Origin of the sequence: Polaribacter filamentus (genome assembly GCF_002943715.1) — a bacterium.
GTDB classification, from domain to species: domain Bacteria; phylum Bacteroidota; class Bacteroidia; order Flavobacteriales; family Flavobacteriaceae; genus Polaribacter; species Polaribacter filamentus.
The window spans coordinates 1,816,992-1,836,348 of record NZ_MQUA01000013.1 but is presented as its reverse complement, the minus strand read 5'-3'; the positions used below and the strand labels follow the sequence as shown (position 1 = coordinate 1,836,348).

The window sequence follows — 19,357 nt, the reverse complement described above, 5'->3', positions numbered from 1 at the left end:
GCTTATAGCTAAAAATATATTTCCCTTCTTCTTTAGCTATTATTTCTTTGATGGTTATTTGCTGTTTCTTGCTTTAAAAAAAATCGACGGCTTCGCCGCCGATTTAAAAAATATTGTAAATAGACAAATACATAAAATAAATAGAATTTATTCTGCGATACAACGGAGCGAAAAGCCGAGCGTACGATTGCCGATGCTGGCCGGGTACTCGTCGTCGCTATCGAAGGCTAAGACGTAAGCACTGCTGCCATTCTCTGTACTACTCCAGTAGTCGCCTTCGTTACCACGGCCGCCGAGCGTGCCATTGGTGCTGCCGCGGTAGCCAGCAGCAGGCAAGGTCAATTGTTTAGGGTCTCCTGCTGTACCGTAATGTAAAGCAGAACCATAATTAGTATTACTGCTTGCAAACGTACCTGTTTCACTAGCGGTATTGTTAGTGTATACAGCTACCCATTCCGCACTGCTAGGCACTCTATAACCTGCAGGGCAAGGGTCTTGAAGACCTTTTGCGCCAGGTGTCCAGTTTCCATTAGCCGTAGTACCTCCTTGGTCTCCCCAAGTACTACCTATCAAATTATCTACGTCAGCGTCAGGTGCATTTTTCCCCATTGGTAATAATCACCGTTCAGCCCTTTTACTGGTGTATGTGGGTCTAGTGAAGTATCTGCGCCTAAGTTGTGACTCAAAAAAGTATAGAAACCGCCAGCTCCATCCGATGATACTTGAGAAGTTGGAGGTGGAACTGCTGAAAATTGAATGCAGCCTGTCCAAGCACCGTTTGCATAAAATTTAACACAGTTAGCTGATAAATCATAGACCATTGTTCCGTTTTCTATAGCGCCTCCATTTGGGTTAACTACTGCACTAGTATTTGCCACACGTGGCATTACAAGACCGCTGGTTGTAGACACGATATCTAAAGCTCCTGCTGGCGTGGTGGTACCTACACCCACTTGAGCAATACCTGTAAAACTTGCTGCTATTAATGCAGCACTTAATAAGATTTTTTTCATGATTTAAGTGTTATTTCTGGTTTATTTTAAAAATTACTACCTGGAGTATCTGCAGCACTAGAAGCTTGCGCTTTTTGTGGATTTAAAATTAAGTAAGTACCTAAAGCAGTTAATGCTGCGTATTTACCGTAATTTCCTATTTTAGAAATCGCTTCTTTTCTAGAGATTTCAGCTGCTGCTTGTTTTTTGTTATTTTTCATGTGTACTATATATTTTAAAGAGGTCTTTATTCTATGATTATCTTTTTATGAAATGTGCCCAAATCAGAAACAACACTTATAATGTAAACGCCTGTAGACAAACTTGTTGGTAGTAAAATTTCTTTTACATTTTGGGCAATGAATTTAGTTGCCAATACTTCTTTACCAAGAATGGTAAATAGGCTAAAAGTTGCAGCATTCCCTGAGGTTAAACCTGTAACTTTAACAGTACCATTAGAAGTTTTATATAAATTTATAAGAGCACCCGCAAGATTGGTTTCTGTACTTAAAACGCCGCTTGAGGTACGTAAGTAAAAACGACCAATGCCACTTAATGCCGCAGTAATCTTTATCTTTAAAGGCGCCGCGGTTAGGTTTGTAAAAGTGTTGTTTAAAGCATCCTCTAAATACACAGACACACCATCGGGTAGATTATTTGTGTCTGCACTAAAGATTACTTCTTCATGGATGCCAGCGTTTATAGATAAAGGAATTGCTACTTCACTATCTAAGCTACTTATTGGTAAAGATTGTCTGGTAAAATCGATGCCTTGGCTATCGGACACCAAATGGGTGTTTATAGAAAAAGAAGGGGTACCGTCTTGGTAGGCACCTGCATCATAACCGACATCTAAACCAGTAGTCGAGTCATCTAAAAATTCTAAATTAGCAGATTTGTTTGCAGTACCATTTGTAAGATGTACAGAAATAGTAGGGGTTGATGCGCTACTTTTATAAAACGTTGCTGCACCACTGTTGTGGTTTTGTAAGGTTTTGTTAAAGATAAATGTTTCGCCATCAGTCTTTGCTTTCACCATAAAGGCTTGCCCTGGTGCTAATTGCAAAGCAGCGCCTTCAGGGCCTATAGGATCATATTCCTCAGAAGTTCCATTCCAAACATATAAAAAAGCAAAACTAGTATCTAATGCAGCAAGGTTGTTTACTAATAGATTTGCAGCATCTGCAGCAGTATTTACAGATAAAAAAGAAGGAAATGGATTTGCGATAGCACTCCATAAATGGGCACTACCACCAGTTGTTGGTATTGTAACAGAAACATCTGCATTTGCCATCGCACCGGTAAAGGTATAATCGCCAGCAGCGGTTCTTTTCATACTATAGCCTTGGCCAGCAATAAAACTTGTTAATGTTTCTTGATTTTCTGGAGCCGTGTCTACCGTATTATGATACGTCCAACGTTTACCCGCAGCATTGGTGTTGTTGTAATACGACACTGCGTAATTATTGCCACTTTGAGTTACTGCATTACTAGCATCCCCTACAAAAGTAGGAATGCTTTGATCTGTAACAGGTGCAGAAACCAGATGCCAATTAGCGTCATCTATATACCGCTTGTACGTAATGTTTCCTGTGGTGCTGCCACTCACGATAAAAGAGCCACTATGGGTAGCGTCAGAATCAATGGTTACATCTCCTCCTGCAATAACCGCCACTTCTCCGCCAGCATGTACAAATGCAGTTGGTGTAATTCTTACCACACCGTCAGCAGCAACATAGAGCTGTTGAGACCAGGTAAGACTTGAGGTTATTAGACAGAACATAATAATTGCTGTTGTTTTCATAAGTTTGTTTAAATATGTTAAAAAAATAATAGAATTTTTATTCTGCGATACAACGAACGGAAAAGCCGAGCGTACGATAGTAGTTGATGGCCGGGTGTACGAGGCTGCTATTGAAGTATAGGTAGTTAGCATTGGTGCCATTCTCTGTACTACTCCAGTAGTTGCCGCTGTTACCACGGCCGAAGAGCGTGCCACTGGCCTGGTGGTCGCCAGCTGCAGGCAAGGTCAACAGTTTAGGGTCTACTTCAGTACCGTAATGTAAGGCAGAACCAAATTCACTAGTGTTGACATCGAATGGCCCTGTTCTACTAACGGTATTGGTAGTCTTTACAGCTGTCCATTCCGCACTGCTAGGTACTCTATAACCTGCAGGGCAAGGGTCTTGAGGACCTTTTGCGCCAGGTGTCCAGTTTCCATTAGCAGTAGTACCTCCTTGGTCTCCCCAAGTACTACCTATCAAAGCATCTACGTCAGCGTCAGGTGCATTTTTCCCCCATTGGTAATAATCACCGTTCAACCCTTTTACTGGAGTGTGTGGGTCTAGTGAACTATCTGCACCTAAGTTGTGACTCAAAAAAGTATAGAAACCTCCAGAATCATCCGATTTTACTTGAGAAGTTGGAGGTGGAGCTGCTGCAAATTGAATGCAGCCTGTCCAAGCACCATTAGCATAAAATTTAACACAGTTAGCTGATAAATCATAGACCATTGTTCCGTTTTCTATAGCGCCTCCGTTTGGGTTAACTACTACACTACTATTTGCCACACGTGGCAATACAATACCGCTAGTTGTAGACACGATATCTAAAGCGCCTGCTGGCGTGGTGGTACCAACACCCACTTGGGCAATACCTGTAAAACTTGCTGCTATTAATGCAGCACTTAATAAGATTTTTTCATGATTTAAGTGTTATTTATGTATTTATTTTATTTTTATTTGAGTGTTATTTCTAGTTTATTTTTAAAATCCAGTACCTGGAGTATCTGCAGGACTAGAAGCTTGCGCTTTTTGTGGATTTAAAATTAGGTAAGTACCTAAAGCTGTTAATGCTGCGTACTTACCATAGGTATCTATTTTAGAGATCGCTTCTTTTCTAGAGATTTCGGCTTCTTGTTTTTTGTTGTTTTTCATGTGTACTATATATTTTAAAGAGATCTTTATTCTATGATTATCTTTTTATGAAATGTGCCCAAATCAGAAACAACAATTAGTTGTTGGGTTTGGGTAAGCGGATAATTCTAAATTAATAGAATGATTATCGATACCCAACACAATAGAAATTTCGCAGGGTTGCTGCACACCTTGTGCTACCGAACCTGTGGTTCTTGTGTTAGTGGTATAAACAATTTGCCCTACCGAATAAGCAATGGTTCCTTCACTGCCTGAAGCATCACCGCCCGCGACGGTAATTGCTTGTTGTGCTTGTGCTGTTAGCCCAAGGCCTTATAACAAAACACTGAGTTTTACTTTTTTGTAGTTCATCTTTTTTGTTTTAATTATTACTATTTATTTTTATTTTCATTTTTCTTTCGTTCAGTTTTTCTCTGCGGTTCGGTTTTTCACAATGACCGCTAACTCCTGAAAGCGTTACTTCTGTTGCTTGATTACTAACATTTCCTTAATAAAACTTTCCGTCTGCTAAAGTATTGATAGCCCCTATTGCTGCATCACTATCAGCCTCATTATTATCTACATCTAACTGTACTGCTGCAATGGCTGCATTTGAACCTGTTGATAATGTATCAATATTACTTTGTAATGTTGTATAGGCTGTGTTGCTTGCTGTTTCATTGGCGTTAACATTTGTTTGTACTGCGGCAGAAGTTGTTGCAGCCGTTGTAGCATTTGTAGCAACGTTTGATGTTAACGTATTAATGTTGTTTTGTAAAGTTGTTTTATTCTTTATTTGAACTAAATAAGTTCCTGAAGGAAGAAAATGTAGGTTCTCGTTAATCGTATTGTTTCTCATTAAAGCGTTTTTTGCAACAATTAATCTTCCAGCGGTATCAAAGACAAAAAACTGAATAGTACCTTCTATGTGTTTGCTGAATTTGAAGCTTATATCATCTACAAAAGGATTTGGATATGTACTTATTGTGATGTCAATAGGAGCGTTGTTTTTAGTAATCAATTGTGCCCAAGCACTTTGTTGAAACCCTTGGTTGATACTAAATTTTTTAGAAGTACTCGTTCCAATGATGCTTTGTTGTCCAATTGTTTGAGAAACATAATGGCCATTTTTAAGATACGTGGACTTACCTTGAGCACTCATCATTTGATGGTGCAATTTTTGGGCTGATATTGAATTGGTTAAAATAAATAAAACAAAAAAGTAACAGCAGTAATAGGTAATTAATTTCATTTTATGTTGGGATATTGGCGCTTAACAACTATTATTCTTTCGTGTAATTACCAATTCAATTGTAAAGTTAAAAAATTATTAAAATTAAATTTTGAGGCTATCACTCTCTTTTGCTAAAACAGTAACATTTTGTAAAAATTAGTAACTATTCTAGGATAATTTTCTATTTTCGTCAAAGTTTTATTATGTAACATTATTATACTATTTAGTAACTAATTACTCTAATCAATAATTTTATGATTTTCTTTTTAGATAGTATTTTTTCTATCACAGTTGGATTTGTAGGTTTATTAGTAACTTATATTATAATTTTTTCGCAAAAATCAAACAGGTATGTAAATACTTATCTTGGACTGATTCTTTTTATTGTTTCTATGAAATCGATACATGTAGGATTTTTCCAAAATGATAACCTAGTAGTTCTAGGAGAAGATTTTAATTGGTTAAAAATTTTACCAATTATTACGCTACCCTTTTCTTACTTGTACTTTGAATCATTATTTAAAGACAGAACCCAAATAAAAAAAAAGGTGTACTTACACTTTTTACTGCCTATTATTTTGATGGTTTTTTCTGCTTTTCAAAATAAATTCAAGTTGTTAGCACCTGCTCTTTTTTATTCGATATTTTCTTCTCTTTTAATTAGTATTACACTCTTTTATATAATTAAAAATAGTTTTTTGTTTTATGAGTTTTTTAAAAATGAAAACTCAATTTCAGAGAAGCATTTTAATCAATTAAATAAATGGGTTTCTTTCATTTTTATTATCTTCATTATTGGGTCTATAAGACTAATTTTTTCTCTTTATTTTGATTTAGAAAGAGGTCAAAAAGGTTATACAAACATCTCTAATGGTTTTAAAAATTCTGTACTACTTTTACTTTGCGTAAAACTCTTAATAAGTCCAGAAATTCTTTTTGGGTACCCAAAATTAAAAGAGAGATTGTCTGGTTTTGATAAAGATCTAAAATTTAATGATGAAATATGGATTCTTAAAGAGGTACTAACTTCAAATCTTCAAGATGCTAAATTAAGTCAATTGGTAAATACTAAAATAGCGTCTTATTTAAATGAAGTTGAAAAATTTATTATAAACGAAACCCCTTTTAGGACCCCAAAATATTCAGTGAATAACTTGTCGAAAAATTTAAGTATTCCTTCTAGTCATTTAGCATATATCTTCAAATATCATTGTAAAATGTCATTTACTGAGTATAAAAACCATTATAGGATTAAAGATGCTTTAAAATTAATAAATGAGGGTTTTTTAGATTCAAAAACTTTTGAGGGCTTAGCTGAAAAAGTAGGATATGTTTCCTATAATCCATTTTTTACGTCATTTAAAAAACAAACCAACTATTCTCCTAAAGTATACTGGGATCGAAGCGTTTAAAAACGAATTAACTTTAAAAGAACAATTAAATTTATTGAGTTATACGCCTAGCGTTTGTTTTAGTTGATTTTGATAAATTGCTATAGCTGTTACTTTTGACGGTACATACAAGAAAAATTAATTAAATGAAAAAAACGCTGATTCTCTTACTTTTAATTCCAATGCTATGTCTTAGTCAAGAAACTACGGTTGAGAATATGCTCAATGCATTTGATAATATTAATGAATTTAAGGAAAAGCTATTCAAAGACTTTCCATTGGAACCTAACTATACACCCGAAGATATTATTTTAGAAAAGTATAATTATACTATTTATAAAACTCAAAATGAGGATGTGCCTTTCATTTTAATTGCTGATAAAGCAATATCTATTGGCATGTTCAATGACTTATTCATGAAGTATTATGAAGAATTCTACAAATACCTCAATGAGCACTGTTATGTAACAATGAAACAAAGTCCAACACTGGGGTTTTATGATGAATGGGAGTGTGATAGTTGCTTTTGGATGATTAGACCTCTATCTGGTGATAAATCAGGTGTTTTTTATATTAAAAGAAAAGGTTAACCCGCTATATATTATTTTTTGGCTAAGTTCTAAAAAGCATATTGTTTATAGCTATTTCTTTGAATTGTATCCAGACTTGATTAGAAGCTAATGCAATACTAGCAAGTGTTGCCATTTTATTGGTCTTATTCTTTATTTTTTCTAGTACCAAAAACCAGTTTAAATAATTTTGCAGATATTTAGTTGCTACACCATTAAAGGATTCCATAAATTTCCTCAATCTCATATCCATATTATTCACATTCTGAACATGATATATTTTATCAACTGTTTTCTGTCCTTTTGATGCGTTGAACTTCTTATGAATAATTGTATTAGATTTTGCAAAGGCAGCATAACTTCTATGACTGTCACTGCAAAGTACTGTTGCTTTATCGAGCTTACCTTGATACACCTTGTTTAGGTCTTTTTTACTAATTCGTCCTGTTGTAACCACTTCAAAATCCTTATTTCCAGAACGATCGCAGGTAGCAATTACGGCTACTTTTTCATTAGATATACCTGCTTTGCTAGCTTTTTCTCCTCGTTTCTTAGGTTTTCTTTCTAAAGTACGATTCCCTTTTTCTGAAATTGGAAAAAACAAATCATCACTCTCTACAATACCTTCAAATTCGGATACTGAAACGCTAGAAAATGAGGTTAATAATTTATGACGCCAATCAAATGAGGTCTGAATTGAGATTCCTGTTTCCTTTGCACTTTTTCTAATACTATAGCCCGATAGTAAACAATAAAGATACTTGTTAATCTTGTCTTTCTTTTTTAATGCAAACCAAAATTTCCCTGTCGTTTCACTAAAGTTTTTACCACAACCATTACACAAATAGCGTTGTACGCCTTTTAATGTACCGTTTGCACGTATGCGTTCGCTTTTACAATGAGGACAAGTAACTGCTTTTCGTTCTTTATCTTCTTCTAAATGTGAACCCGATGTTGATAAAGACAGTAAAGAGTTTACAATATCTTGTTGGATAATTAAGCTACTGCTCAAAAAATAATCTCTAAAATCAGATGGTATCATAAATGTTCTTTTTTGCTAAGATAACACATATTTAATTTAGAACTTAGCCTATTTTTTTAATTTAAATACTTATGAATGACTTTAAAATAAATTTATCATTTGAAAATAGACTGCATCTAAACAAAGAGGCAGGAACTTTGGCACATGTTTTTGGTGAAGGTTATTTTATTACTGATGAATACGGGAGAGAAGTAAATACTCTTGTACAAGAAAAAGAATTTGATAGGCTTATTGAAAAGTTTAGATACCGTCATTTCTTAATTGAAAAACTAAACAAAGAACTCAAAGGTTCGTTTGATTTTGGAGAAGACAATGTTTTAGTAATAGATAGTAAACCAGTAGCAAAACGTTATTGGAATATTCCTAAAGATGAGGAGGAAGTGGATTTGTATTTCAAGATTATTTCAGAGGAATTTAACTCCGAGGTTGACTCAAAATAAATAACTAATTACCAAGGTATTTTATCATTATCATTATTCCAAGGCGCTTTATCACTTTCAGTACTAGTGGAATCAAGATTAATATTCATAGTACTAATAAAGTTATTTCCCTTGTCTTCTGGGTATTCTTCTTGGGTCTCTTCCTTATAATGCTTTGCTATATAGGCCTTTTTCCAAGCCTCTCTTCTTTCTTCACTCCAAAACTCATCAGGTGTAGCTAATCCACTTACATCTATTTTAACTAGCTTGCTGGGGTTTTAAAAATATAACTAAAGTCTGGCTCTAAGTTAGATACATCAATAGCTATCAATAAGATTTATACTAAAAAAATAAGGGTTTTAGCTTCACACTACCCATGGTATGAAGTGTGTAGGTTTCATTTATTTCTAATGTGTTAATATCAATTGGGCCTTGACCACTAAGTGATATTAACTTCTCTAAGAGTAGATTTCTTTCTTGGGTATTCTTTGTAATGAATTCCAATCCATTTGGAAAATCATTATTTATAGCCCAACCATTTTTAAATCTTATCTCTATCCAATCTACTTTATAGTTTTTACTAGATAAGTAGGTTAGTAATTCAAGAGTGTTCTCAAAGGATAAGTTCATTTTATGTTGTGGATACACCTTTTTAGTCTTCCTATTTCTGGCGCTCTTTTTACGGTAATATAATGTCAGGTTATGAATGCTGAGATGTTTAAAATGAATGAGCATAGATATGCTATCAAAGTTATTGTTAAATTGAATGATAAAACTCCTATGGGGACCCTCTTGCAATTTATTAGAATTACCCAATACCATCCATGATGATCGTGCATTATCCATCTCTTCTATCGATGGAGAATGTCTTAATTCTATAGTTTTAAATAATATATATTCTTGGCTATCTTTCATTCAACGTAATTTTATGGATTTCATGACCCACACAACAAATATTTTTACAAAACCTTTCATTTGATAAATATAGTAAAAATTATACCATAGGCATATCTTCTTCTTTTAATTCGGCAACTTCCAAATCTTATAAGCAGGCTAGTAGTTAACCCCCTATTTAATCACTAAAATTTTAGTAATCCTTTTTTCTTGAGAAAGAATATTTACTAAATAGATTCCTTTTAGTTCTGAAACATCAATGGTATTATTATCTACACCAATTTGTGATGATAATACCTTTCTACCAATAGTATCATAAATTTCAACTTTAGAAACTAAAGCAACTCCTTTAATATTTATAAGATTATCTGCTGGTTTAGGATAAATATTGAACGATACTTCATTAAAGTTTTTAACACCTAACGTTTCTCCTGTCCAGTTTAAACCCATTTTTGTACCCCAAAGATGTTCTGCTAATTCAGGGAAATCAAGAAAAGGGTTTCTATTTCCTTGATACGAATTGTAAATTATATCATTTCTGTTTTCTTCCCAAGCATCAACAGGGTCGTTTCTGTGCCACGTTAATAAAGTAGATAGCACACCGTGCAAAGGTTCTTTATCACTTTGCGGTAACATTACTTCGGTTAACTCTAAATCAGGGCAACTATCTAAACCCTCATAACGGATAGCCAAGGATAATAAAAACTATGCACTAACTCCAGCCTGCGATATGGTTGCAGTAAGTGTAGTATTGCCAAAAGACCCAGAGGAACTAGCGCTAAACCTCAACGGAAAAAAACGCAAATTAAAACGTCAAGATTTTAATGAAGCAATGGCAAAATCTCATATTCCAACCAAGGCAATAGAAAACCTTTGCAAACGGATTGAAAAAGGAATGCAAAATTGGAATGAGTTGATTAATAATAGTTTTTTAAGTGATGAAAATAAAAATACGTTAAAAGAATTAATAGAAAATAGAGCAAATAAATTAGAACTTCACGCAGGTTGATAAGAACTTTTAATTTCTATTACTTCTTATTGAAATATTTCAGTAGATTACATATCTTTAGTTTTTATCAATTTTAGTTAAAATTGCGCAAAAGACACTAAAATTAATATCACTCAATTTTCATAAAAGAAAGGAGTGCTATTCCTTTTAGCGATTGTAATAAAAAAGAAAAAAGAAAAAGTTAATGGCAAATAGTAAACACGCCCAAATTAGATATAACATATTGGACTATTGTTTCCGAAATAAGTCTTTTAGTTTTAATGATTTATTATCCTTTGTAAATGATAAAATTGCAGAATTATATCCTGGAGAAGGTATTTCCACAAGAACATTAAGAGAGGATATAAAAGTCTTTAGAGATAAAGACCATGGATTTGCAGCACCACTTCCAGAAAATATTCGAATTTTAAGATATACTAATCTTGATTTTTCAATAGCACAAAAACCTTTATTAGATTATGAGCAATATTTAATTGATGCTTCCCAGCAATTATTAGAAAGGTTTGAGAATCATCCAAAATACAACAAACTTTCAGAAGCATTAATAAAGTTTCAAGATGGTGAGGATGAACTAAGTGATACTTCTAAAATCTTATTTTACGACAGCAATGAAGAGTATAAAGGAATTAAACATTTAAAGCCATTATACCTAGCCATTAAAAAGAAACAAGTATTACAAATAACTTTTAAGGGTTTTCAGGATGATATTGCTACTACTTTCGAATTCCACCCACATATTTTAAAGCAATATAATAATAGTTGGTTTGTTTTTGGATTGAATAATACCATCAGAATTAAAGAATGGAGCATCCCTTTAGATGAAAGACTAATAAAGTTTGATGTTCTTGAAGATGCTACTTATATGGATACAGAAGTAGATTGGGAAACTTTTTTTAGAACGATGGTTGGTGTAGTAAGACCTCAAGAGGCTGAAATAGTAAAAGTGGTTTTACGTTTTTATAATGGTAGAGAAAACTATTTTAAAACAAAACCATTTCAACCTGATTTTGAAGAGTTTTTTGAGGAAGACAAACATGATCAAGTTTGGTTCGAAACAATAATCAATAAAGAATTAATACAACAAATATTATCTTTTGGCTGTGATGTTGAAGTTTTGGAGCCGGAACAATTAAAAATAGCACTAAAAAAACATACAAATACAATGTATGATTACTATTTAAAATAATATTTATGCAATTATACCGCACACCTCTACCTTAAATTTGTAGCATAAATCATTAAAAAAAAGTTATGAAAGACAATACTGTAAAATGCCCAAACTGTAAAGAAGTTTTTAAAGTAGATGACTCTGTATATACAGACATTGTAAAGCAGGTAAGGGACCAGCAATTTAAGGATGAGTTAACGAATCGATTAGAAACTGCAAATAATGAGAAACAATCAGCACTTCAATTAAAAGAGGCTGAATTAAAAAATGCGTTTCAAGAGCAATTGACACAAAAACAACGTGAAATTGACGAGTTAAAATTCAAAAGTAAATCAGATTTATTAGATGAGGTTTCTAAAAAGGATAAAGAAATTTCTGACCTAGAATCAAAACTTGCCAATGCAGAAACTTTAAAAAAACTTGCTCTTTCGGAGGCTTTAAAGGAAGTTGAAAAGAAAAATGACCAACTTGAAAACGTCCTTAAATCTAAGGATACGGAAAAAGAATTATTAGAAAAATCCTTAAATGAAAAATTTAATGATAAGCTAAATCATAAAGATGAAACTCTTAAATTGAAAGATGAAGAAATTGAGCGTTTAAAAGATTACAAGCAAAAGTTATCTACCAAAATGGTGGGAGAGTCGCTAGAGCAGCATTGTGAGATTGAGTTTAATAAGCTAAGACCTACGGCTTTTCCTACAGCCTATTTTGAGAAAGACAACGATGCGTCTAATGGAACCAAAGGAGATTATATCTTCAAAGAGACAGACATAAATGGTAATGAAATCATGTCTATTATGTTTGAAATGAAAAACGAAAATGACACGACTGCTACCAAAAAGAAGAATGAGGATTTCTTTGCGAAACTGGACAAAGACCGCAAAGATAAAGGTTGTGAATATGCAGTGCTCGTTTCTTTATTAGAAGCAGATAATGAGTTTTACAATACCGGTATTGTAGATGTTTCTTATAAATACCCAAAAATGTATGTAATTCGTCCACAATTTTTCATTCCAATGATTACCTTGTTGCGAAATGCAGGAATGAAATCTTTAGAGTACAAAGCAGAATTGAGTATCATGAAAAATCAAAATATAGACATCACTAATTTTGAAGACAAAATCGATGATTTCAAAACTGGGTTTGCACGTAATTATGATTTAGCAAGCCGCCAGTTTAAAACGGCTATGGATGAGATAGATAAAACAATAGATCACTTGCAAAAAACGAAAGACGCTTTATTGTCTTCAGTTAATAATTTACGTTTAGCAAACAACAAAGCAGAGGATTTAACCATCAAAAAGTTAACTTATAACAATCCAACAATGAAAGAAAAGTTTGATGATTTAAACTAAGTATTATGAATAAAGAAAAACAAAATAAGGATTTAGTAAATACGCTAATAACAATTGCTCAATCTTCTTCAAATACAAGTTTTGCTCCAGAGTCAAAAAGTAAAAAAAAGACTGTCAAGGAAGTTCTTTTTAAAGTGCGAAAAGAAAATCCATACAAATATAAACAGTACGATTTGTTTTACGAAGTTCATATTAATCAATTGAAAAAGAGTGAAGAACTAAAGTTAGAAAAATACAAATTACAAAGAAGTGAATTATGCGCTTTACTCGGCTGGGGTATTCATGGCAATGAAGAAGGTAAATTAGCTTTAGTGTCAGCTGAATCGCCAGAATACAAGGAGCTACTAAACAATTCAAAAATTAACAAGAAAAAGCATACAAAAAAAAGTAATTTTATAAAAAAATATAAAAAGTAAATGACCAAAAAACTAACCCTTTCATGGCTAGAAGGTTTCCTTATGGATGCCTGCGATATATTAAGAGGTAACATGGATGCTTCAGAGTTTAAAGAATACATCTTTGGGATGCTATTTTTAAAACGACTAAGCGATAAGTTCGAACAAGACAGAGCTTTACGTTTAAAAGATTTAAAAAGCAAAGGCTTATCTGAAACTAAAATACTAGAAGCTTTAGAACGTGCCAATGCTTATCAATATTACGTGCCTGCACGTTCTAGATGGAATTTCAAAACAACCAACGAAGCAGGACAAGATGTAAACGATGGTATTCTACACCTCAAAAAAGATGTTGGTGACCGTTTAAATAAAGCACTTGAAGCTTTAGAAGAAGAAAATCCAGACAAACTTTCTGGGGTATTAACCAACGTTAACTTTAACCGTACTATTGGTAATAATAAAAATGCGTTAAGCGATGAAAAACTCATCGAGTTCATCATACATTTTAATAAAGTAACCTTAACAGATGATCGTTTTGAGTTTCCAGATCTTTTAGGCGCTGCTTACGAGTATTTAATTAAATACTTTGCAGACAGCGCAGGTAAAAAAGGGGGGAATTCTATACACCTAACGAAGTCGTAAAGTTATTAGTAACTATTTTAGAGCCAGAAAAAGAATCGTCTATTTACGATCCTACTTGTGGTTCTGGTGGTATGTTAATTGAAAATAAAAACTATGTTGAAGCACGGTATGGTGATGCTTCTCGTTTAAGTTTTTACGGACAAGAATTAAGCGGAACAACTTGGTCTTTATGTAAAATGAACATGTTATTTCATGATATTTTTGATGCTGAAATTCTACAAGGCGATACTATTGCAAATCCATTACATGTAGAAAACGGAGAATTAAAACGTTTTGATATCGTAATTGCGAATCCACCATTTTCTGCACATTATAGCGACATTAAAAACTTTCGTGATCGTTTTCATTACTGGATGCCTAAAAAAAGTAAGGCAGATTTTATGTTTGTGCAACACATGGTGTCTGTGTTAAAAGACAACGGTCGTATGGCAGTAGTAATGCCACATGGGGTTTTGTTTAGGGGTAGCGAAGAAAAAAGCATGCGCCAATGGTTGGTAGATCGTGGGTATTTAGAAGCGGTTATTGGTTTGCCTTCTGGGTTGTTCTACGGTACAGGTATTCCTGCGTCTGTATTAATCATCAACAAAAAAGGAGCTGCAAACCGTAAAGAGGTATTGTTTATCAATGCAGATAGAGAATATAAAGAAGGTAAAAACCAAAATAAACTACGACCAGAAGATATTGCTAAAATAAGCTACATCTATAAAAATAAAGAGAATTTAGAGGGGTATGCCAGAAAGATTTCTAAAGCAGATTTAGATAAAGAAGACTATAACTTTAATATTAGACGCTATGTAGATAACAGTCCACCTGCCGAACCACAAGATATTAATGCACATTTACATGGTGGCATCCCAACTGTAGAAGTTGATGAGTTACAACCGTATTGGAATAACTACACAGCATTAAGGACTTCAATTTTTGAAAAATCACCAAAAGAAGGCTATCATCAATTTAAAAAATTAATTGATGCCAAAGAAGATTTAAAAATACTTGTTTTAGCACATGAAGATGTTTATAAAAAACGGAAAGCGTACACAGATTGCGTAAACGATTGGTGGACAAACAATGTATCGAAGTTAGAGGCTTTACCAGAACAGAAAAATGTGTATGATTTATACAGAGATTTTTCTGTAAGCATTGCTAATGATTTTAGTGCATTGGGTATTTTAGATTTACACAAAAGTAGAGGTGCCTTTGCATCTTATTGGGATTTCTTAGAAACCGATTTAAAATCAATATCCGCAAGTGGTTGGAATGCCGAATTAATTCCTGCAGACGATATACTACAATCTCAATTCCCAGAAGTACTAGAAGAATTAGCCACTAACGAAGCCAGAAGGGACGAGTTAGAAGCCTTGTTTAATGAAGTAAACGAATTAGAAGAAGGTGAGTTTGACGTAGATAATTACGAAGTCTTCCCAAAAGAAGTACTAAAAGAATTAAAAGACAATATTAAAGATTACAACGCTGCTATTCGTGATTTAAAGAAAGAAGTTAAAGCCTTAAAAATTAGAATAAAGACGAATGAGGAGGTAGAAGAGTTAACCAAAGAATTAACTCAAAAAGAAATAGCACAGCAACAAGCCGAAACCAAAAAGGCCATAATAGAAAAACAATTAGCAAAACACACAGAGCTCACCAACGAGCTAAAAACCTGCAAAGCTACTATTGCCGAAATAAAAGCAAAAAAAGAAGACTTAGTTGCCAAAGCACGCGAAAAAATAACACCTGAAGAAGCCAAAGTATTAATTTTAACACGTTTTAAAGACGTATTACACAACACCGTAATGGATTACGTAAACCGTTACGAACGTGCTTTAATTACAGAACTAGAAACACGTTTTACCAAATACCAAAATACTTTGGTGAATATTTTAGATAATAGAGAGGAAGCTGCTAGCCAATTAAATAACTTTTTAATGGAATTGGGATATGAAGGATAATTGGACAAGAGAACCATTAGGTAATTCAGTTAAACTTCAGGGAGGTTATGCTTTTTCTAGTAATTTATTTCAAGAAAGTGGAATCCCTTTAATTAGAATATCTAATATTTCTAATAATGGAATCTATAAAGAATTTGCTTATTTACCTGAAGAAAAAGCAAAATTTAATAAAGAATTTTTACTTAATGAGAATGATATTTTAATTGCAATGTCTGGTGCAACTACAGGGAAAAATTGTCAGATAAGTAAAGATTTCTTACCTGCATTACTTAATCAACGTACAGGTAGGTTTCAGGTAATAGATAACGAGAAAATTGAAAACAGTTATTTAGCATTTATAATTAATTCACCCGAATTTCAAAAATTGTTATTAGTTGATGCTATTGGTGGAGCTCAACCAAATATTAGTTCAAGACAAATTGAAAGTATAGAAGTTGAATTACCACCACTACCACAACAACAAAAAATAGCCAAAATACTATCTACTGTAGATGAGGTTATAGAACAAACCGAAAGCGCTATTGCCAAATACCAAGCCATAAAACGAGGCTTAATACACGATTTGTTCACACGTGGTATCGATGTAAACACAGGCAAACTACGTCCAACACCGCAAGAAGCTCCAGAGTTGTATAAAGAGAGTGTTTTGGGTTTGATTCCTAAGGAGTGGGAGGTTGAAGAGTTAGAGGTATTATGTTCGGAAAAACCAAAATATGGAATTAATGCAGCTGCTGTAGATTACAATAATAATTTACCTACATATTTTAGAATAACAGATATTGACGTAAATGGCGATTATTCAAAGACTGGTAGAAAAAGTGTGGACAACCCATTTTCAAGTCAATATTATTTAAAAAGGGGAGATATTGTTTTTGCGAGAACTGGTGCTACAGTTGGAAAAACGTATTTATATAATGAAAATGATGGCCCATTGGTTTATGCAGGCTTCTTGATTAAAGTTTCCCCAAATATTAATGTTTTAGATTCTGATTTTCTAAAATTTCTAACTGAAACAAATTACTATTTAAATTGGGTTGTTGTAATGAGTCAAAGAAGTGGACAACCAGGAATTAATGGAGCGGAATTTGGAAGTTTAAAAATTCCAACTCCAGACATAATAGAGCAAGAAATTATATCAGAAAGATTATTAATAGCATTAAAAAAAATCCAAACCGAGCAACAAGCTTTAGCCAAATACCAACAACTAAAAGCAGGTTTACTGCAAGATTTGTTAACGGGCAAGGTTGAGGTTTTGGTGTAAAGTAAAAAAAGAAGAAAAAGAAAAATATGTTTGACTTTATATTAATCTTACTAGAAGCAGAAAAAGCTGCAGAGTTTTGGTCGTTTTCGCAAAATTGGTTTGATATCTTATCTTTGGTTCTTACCATATTAAGTTTATGGTTAGCTTTTTGGCTTGGTGAAAGAGGTTACAGACGTGATAAAAAAGACAAAGCAAAAGAAGAAAAACAACTTATTAATTCTGAGGTAAAACTCTTTAAAAATAATCTAGAACAATTGTTAAAGGCTGTAGACAAAAAATTAGCAGCTCTAAAAAAATATAAAGTAGATAAAAGCTTTAGTTTAGAATTTAGAGCAGAAGTCCAAGTAGATTTTTTAAAGTTTATTGATGTTAAGCACGTTTATGAACAATATGGTTTTAAAAACCAACAAGCATTAGATACTATAAATGAGTTATTTTCATCTCTATTTGCTATGAATGACTTTAGACATTCATTACGTGATTCGGTAAGGAATTATATATTGAGATATACAGGTTTTGAAAAAGGTTTTTATCTCTATCGAAAATTAATGTATAAAATGATGCATGAAATTGCTAACAAAAGAGCTATCGACATAAGACCTGAAGTTGGAGGTGTTCAACTAAATTTTGGTACAAATCAATTTGCTCAGCGATTTTTTCGTCTTATTCAATCTGTATTATCAAATCCAGATTTATTAAATGCTGATGGCATAGTTGTTAGACCAAAACTTATTGAGTTATTTATTAAACCTTCAATTGATTTAAGCAAACAATATATTCCAGCAGATGAAGATGCTATTCAAGTGTCAGATGTAGCTAATGAAGTAAATTCTTCTTGGATAAATATGGAGGTTGTAACTACAGCTCATTTTAATGAAATTGATGGACATATTGCTACACTTGAAGATGTAAAAGCAAAGATTAATGAGTTTTTAGAATTAAAGAAAAATTAATTAGAATGAACTAATAGCATTTACAAATGCGCCCTAGTAATTGGGGTAAATTTAACAAAGAAAAACTGATACAAATACTTCAAGAAAAAGAAGTAATTGTTGATAGGTTAAAATATATTAATTTAAAAATCCAAACCAAATAACAAGCTTTATTGAAGTATCAGCAACTAAAAGTAGGTTTACTAAATGATTTGTTAACGGGTAAGGTTGAGGTTGGTGTAGATTGAAAGAAAAAGTAACAAAGAAAAAAACTAGAAAAAGAAAAATATGAAAAGACCTGTAACAATTTACACTCCTTTTGAAGATTTTAAAAATAGCTATAAAGGCGAATACTTCAACTATTTTCAAATACACATTTATAGTATGGCTGAAGTTATTTCTACATATTATATACCAGAACTTACAACTATAGAAACTGTAAAAAAGGCAGCTCAAACTATTTTAGAAGCTATTAGAAAACGTAGTGATAGAAAAAACAGAATCACACTTTTTCAGAAAAACGGTAAATTTTTAATTGCAGAGTCAGAAGATTTAATAGACCAGGGTGAGGTTTTAAAATTTAATGAAGCACAAATGTGCTATGAATATGCGGATGAATATGATGGTTCTCAGTATTTTTTAAATAAAATAAAAATAGATAGTTTTATAAAAAATAGCTTTATAACAATAGGTGCAGAAGACCTTTTTGAAGAGGTTGTTGTTTTTGCGCAACAAATGAGAGAGAATAATGATGCTTGGGAACTTCGCAATGAAAAGTTAAGGCTTCTCAATGCATCTGACCCTAGGTTTACACTAGAAATTTACAAGATAGAAAAAGATTATAAACCTGTTTTAAAATCGTCTATACAATGCCATAGTGAAGAAGCTATTTATTTGCCAGAATATTTTAATATTATTCAATCTAGCCAACGTTATACTTATATACTAAAAGAGATAACAACAAATAAGATTATAGAAGGTAATTTAGAAGAAGATATAGAAAGTATTAAACACAGCAAGTGGCAGCGCAAAAATCCTTCAGTTATAGATCTAGAAGCTATGCAACGTATGGAGCTAGATGATGATGACCCTAACTATTTAAGTTATGATGATTATGTAGCAAATGAGGATGAGCTTGAAGAAGGTGATAACGAGTATAGTCCAAGATTTTAATTAATTAAATATTGTTTTAA

Annotated in this window: 22 protein-coding genes; 12 read left to right on the top strand and 10 right to left on the bottom strand. The window is 32.8% G+C overall.

Translation table 11 applies throughout. The features are described 5' to 3' along the window. Positions 1-147: 147 nt before the first annotated feature. The 7 genes from BST83_RS10695 to BST83_RS10675 all read right to left on the bottom strand — a co-directional run bounded on the left by BST83_RS10695 (position 148) and on the right by BST83_RS10675 (position 5,159). Positions 148-609, bottom strand: coding sequence for a fibrobacter succinogenes major paralogous domain-containing protein (locus BST83_RS10695; protein WP_104809779.1), 462 nt, complete (start codon positions 607-609; stop codon positions 148-150). Next, on the bottom strand, positions 579-953 hold the full coding sequence (locus BST83_RS10690) for a phage tail-like protein (protein WP_146092148.1): 375 nt from the start codon (positions 951-953) through the stop codon (positions 579-581). Before BST83_RS10690 ends, BST83_RS10695 begins: the two co-directional genes overlap by 31 nt. An 86-nt stretch (positions 954-1,039) precedes the next feature. After that, positions 1,040-1,213, bottom strand: coding sequence for a hypothetical protein (locus BST83_RS19905; RefSeq protein ID WP_170062775.1), 174 nt, complete (start codon positions 1,211-1,213; stop codon positions 1,040-1,042). Between the two features lie 26 nt (positions 1,214-1,239). Then, positions 1,240-2,796 carry a T9SS type A sorting domain-containing protein gene (locus tag BST83_RS10685; protein ID WP_170062774.1) on the bottom strand — a complete coding sequence of 519 codons (1,557 nt, stop codon included), beginning with the start codon at positions 2,794-2,796 and terminating at the stop codon, positions 1,240-1,242. 37 nt (positions 2,797-2,833) lie between these two features. Further along, on the bottom strand, positions 2,834-3,637 hold the full coding sequence (locus tag BST83_RS10680; protein WP_104809776.1) for a phage tail-like protein: 804 nt from the start codon (positions 3,635-3,637) through the stop codon (positions 2,834-2,836). 120 nt (positions 3,638-3,757) lie between these two features. Then, a complete protein-coding gene (locus tag BST83_RS19900; protein ID WP_170062773.1) occupies positions 3,758-3,928 on the bottom strand; it encodes a hypothetical protein in 171 nt (56 codons plus the stop codon). Positions 3,929-4,415: 487 nt separating this feature from the next. Continuing rightward, the gene (locus tag BST83_RS10675; protein WP_104809775.1) at positions 4,416-5,159 is read right to left on the bottom strand and encodes a T9SS type A sorting domain-containing protein; all 744 of its coding nucleotides are present in this window, start codon (positions 5,157-5,159) and stop codon (positions 4,416-4,418) included. A gap of 236 nt (positions 5,160-5,395) precedes the next feature. On the opposite strand from BST83_RS10675, the gene BST83_RS10670 reads away from it, so the two are divergent. Together BST83_RS10670 and BST83_RS10665 are read left to right on the top strand one after the other, a co-directional pair. Beyond that, complete coding sequence (locus tag BST83_RS10670) at positions 5,396-6,553, top strand: helix-turn-helix domain-containing protein (protein ID WP_104809774.1); 1,158 nt, start codon at positions 5,396-5,398, stop codon at positions 6,551-6,553. A gap of 125 nt (positions 6,554-6,678) precedes the next feature. Beyond that, positions 6,679-7,122 carry a hypothetical protein gene (locus BST83_RS10665; protein ID WP_104809773.1) on the top strand — a complete coding sequence of 148 codons (444 nt, stop codon included), beginning with the start codon at positions 6,679-6,681 and terminating at the stop codon, positions 7,120-7,122. A gap of 22 nt (positions 7,123-7,144) precedes the next feature. Here BST83_RS10665 and BST83_RS10660 read toward each other — a convergent pair whose 3' ends face one another. Then, positions 7,145-8,143: an IS1595 family transposase gene (locus BST83_RS10660; RefSeq protein ID WP_104809245.1), complete on the bottom strand. Its 999-nt coding sequence runs from the start codon at positions 8,141-8,143 to the stop codon at positions 7,145-7,147. A 71-nt stretch (positions 8,144-8,214) separates the two neighbouring features. Between BST83_RS10660 and BST83_RS10655 the strand changes: the two genes are divergently transcribed. Further along, entirely contained in the window at positions 8,215-8,583 is a 369-nt protein-coding gene (locus BST83_RS10655; protein WP_104809772.1) for a hypothetical protein, read from the top strand. Between the two features lie 321 nt (positions 8,584-8,904). Here BST83_RS10655 and BST83_RS20155 read toward each other — a convergent pair whose 3' ends face one another. After that, positions 8,905-9,477, bottom strand: coding sequence for a hypothetical protein (locus BST83_RS20155; RefSeq protein WP_104809771.1), 573 nt, complete (start codon positions 9,475-9,477; stop codon positions 8,905-8,907). 153 nt (positions 9,478-9,630) lie between these two features. Beyond that, complete coding sequence (locus BST83_RS10645) at positions 9,631-10,092, bottom strand: T9SS type A sorting domain-containing protein (RefSeq protein ID WP_146092146.1); 462 nt, start codon at positions 10,090-10,092, stop codon at positions 9,631-9,633. Positions 10,093-10,186: 94 nt separating this feature from the next. Here BST83_RS10645 and BST83_RS10640 point away from each other — a divergent pair, with 94 nt between their 5' ends. From BST83_RS10640 to BST83_RS10605, 9 genes are all read left to right on the top strand, one after another. Then, on the top strand, positions 10,187-10,465 hold the full coding sequence (locus BST83_RS10640) for a hypothetical protein (RefSeq protein WP_104809769.1): 279 nt from the start codon (positions 10,187-10,189) through the stop codon (positions 10,463-10,465). A gap of 184 nt (positions 10,466-10,649) precedes the next feature. After that, positions 10,650-11,651, top strand: a complete 1,002-nt coding sequence (locus tag BST83_RS10635; protein ID WP_104809768.1) for a helix-turn-helix transcriptional regulator — start codon at positions 10,650-10,652, stop codon at positions 11,649-11,651. Positions 11,652-11,716: 65 nt separating this feature from the next. Next, entirely contained in the window at positions 11,717-12,988 is a 1,272-nt protein-coding gene (locus BST83_RS10630) for a DUF2130 domain-containing protein (protein ID WP_104809767.1), read from the top strand. 5 nt (positions 12,989-12,993) lie between these two features. Next, positions 12,994-13,404 carry a DUF6157 family protein gene (locus BST83_RS10625; RefSeq protein WP_104809766.1) on the top strand — a complete coding sequence of 137 codons (411 nt, stop codon included), beginning with the start codon at positions 12,994-12,996 and terminating at the stop codon, positions 13,402-13,404. After that, complete coding sequence (locus BST83_RS20150; protein ID WP_205853574.1) at positions 13,405-14,025, top strand: type I restriction-modification system subunit M N-terminal domain-containing protein; 621 nt, start codon at positions 13,405-13,407, stop codon at positions 14,023-14,025. Positions 14,026-14,039: 14 nt separating this feature from the next. Beyond that, a complete protein-coding gene (locus BST83_RS10620; protein WP_205853604.1) occupies positions 14,040-15,971 on the top strand; it encodes an N-6 DNA methylase in 1,932 nt (643 codons plus the stop codon). After that, entirely contained in the window at positions 15,961-17,232 is a 1,272-nt protein-coding gene (locus BST83_RS10615; protein WP_104809765.1) for a restriction endonuclease subunit S, read from the top strand. The genes BST83_RS10620 and BST83_RS10615 overlap by 11 nt, the downstream gene beginning before the upstream one ends. Before the next feature lie 26 nt (positions 17,233-17,258). Further along, a complete protein-coding gene (locus BST83_RS10610; RefSeq protein ID WP_104809764.1) occupies positions 17,259-18,185 on the top strand; it encodes a hypothetical protein in 927 nt (308 codons plus the stop codon). Between the two features lie 267 nt (positions 18,186-18,452). Then, positions 18,453-19,337, top strand: coding sequence for a hypothetical protein (locus tag BST83_RS10605; RefSeq protein WP_104809763.1), 885 nt, complete (start codon positions 18,453-18,455; stop codon positions 19,335-19,337). Positions 19,338-19,357 lie beyond the last annotated feature (20 nt).

Bases quoted from the DNA above. Each gene is read 5' to 3' on its own strand.
- BST83_RS10660 (WP_104809245.1), bottom strand. From the start codon at position 8,143: ATGATACCATCTGATTTTAGAGATTATTTTTTGAGCAGTAGCTTAATT.
- BST83_RS10610 (WP_104809764.1), top strand. From the start codon at position 17,259: ATGTTTGACTTTATATTAATCTTACTAGAAGCAGAAAAAGCTGCAGAG.
- BST83_RS10630 (WP_104809767.1), top strand. From the start codon at position 11,717: ATGAAAGACAATACTGTAAAATGCCCAAACTGTAAAGAAGTTTTTAAA.
- BST83_RS19905 (WP_170062775.1), bottom strand. From the start codon at position 1,213: ATGAAAAATAACAAAAAACAAGCAGCAGCTGAAATCTCTAGAAAAGAA.
- BST83_RS10655 (WP_104809772.1), top strand. From the start codon at position 8,215: ATGAATGACTTTAAAATAAATTTATCATTTGAAAATAGACTGCATCTA.
- BST83_RS10615 (WP_104809765.1), top strand. From the start codon at position 15,961: ATGAAGGATAATTGGACAAGAGAACCATTAGGTAATTCAGTTAAACTT.
- BST83_RS10635 (WP_104809768.1), top strand. From the start codon at position 10,650: ATGGCAAATAGTAAACACGCCCAAATTAGATATAACATATTGGACTAT.
- BST83_RS10640 (WP_104809769.1), top strand. From the start codon at position 10,187: ATGGTTGCAGTAAGTGTAGTATTGCCAAAAGACCCAGAGGAACTAGCG.
- BST83_RS10665 (WP_104809773.1), top strand. From the start codon at position 6,679: ATGAAAAAAACGCTGATTCTCTTACTTTTAATTCCAATGCTATGTCTT.
- BST83_RS10695 (WP_104809779.1), bottom strand. From the start codon at position 609: ATGGGGAAAAATGCACCTGACGCTGACGTAGATAATTTGATAGGTAGT.
- BST83_RS10675 (WP_104809775.1), bottom strand. From the start codon at position 5,159: ATGAAATTAATTACCTATTACTGCTGTTACTTTTTTGTTTTATTTATT.
- BST83_RS20155 (WP_104809771.1), bottom strand. From the start codon at position 9,477: ATGAAAGATAGCCAAGAATATATATTATTTAAAACTATAGAATTAAGA.
- BST83_RS10685 (WP_170062774.1), bottom strand. From the start codon at position 2,796: ATGAAAACAACAGCAATTATTATGTTCTGTCTAATAACCTCAAGTCTT.
- BST83_RS10670 (WP_104809774.1), top strand. From the start codon at position 5,396: ATGATTTTCTTTTTAGATAGTATTTTTTCTATCACAGTTGGATTTGTA.
- BST83_RS10605 (WP_104809763.1), top strand. From the start codon at position 18,453: ATGAAAAGACCTGTAACAATTTACACTCCTTTTGAAGATTTTAAAAAT.
- BST83_RS19900 (WP_170062773.1), bottom strand. From the start codon at position 3,928: ATGAAAAACAACAAAAAACAAGAAGCCGAAATCTCTAGAAAAGAAGCG.
- BST83_RS10645 (WP_146092146.1), bottom strand. From the start codon at position 10,092: ATGTTACCGCAAAGTGATAAAGAACCTTTGCACGGTGTGCTATCTACT.
- BST83_RS10625 (WP_104809766.1), top strand. From the start codon at position 12,994: ATGAATAAAGAAAAACAAAATAAGGATTTAGTAAATACGCTAATAACA.
- BST83_RS20150 (WP_205853574.1), top strand. From the start codon at position 13,405: ATGACCAAAAAACTAACCCTTTCATGGCTAGAAGGTTTCCTTATGGAT.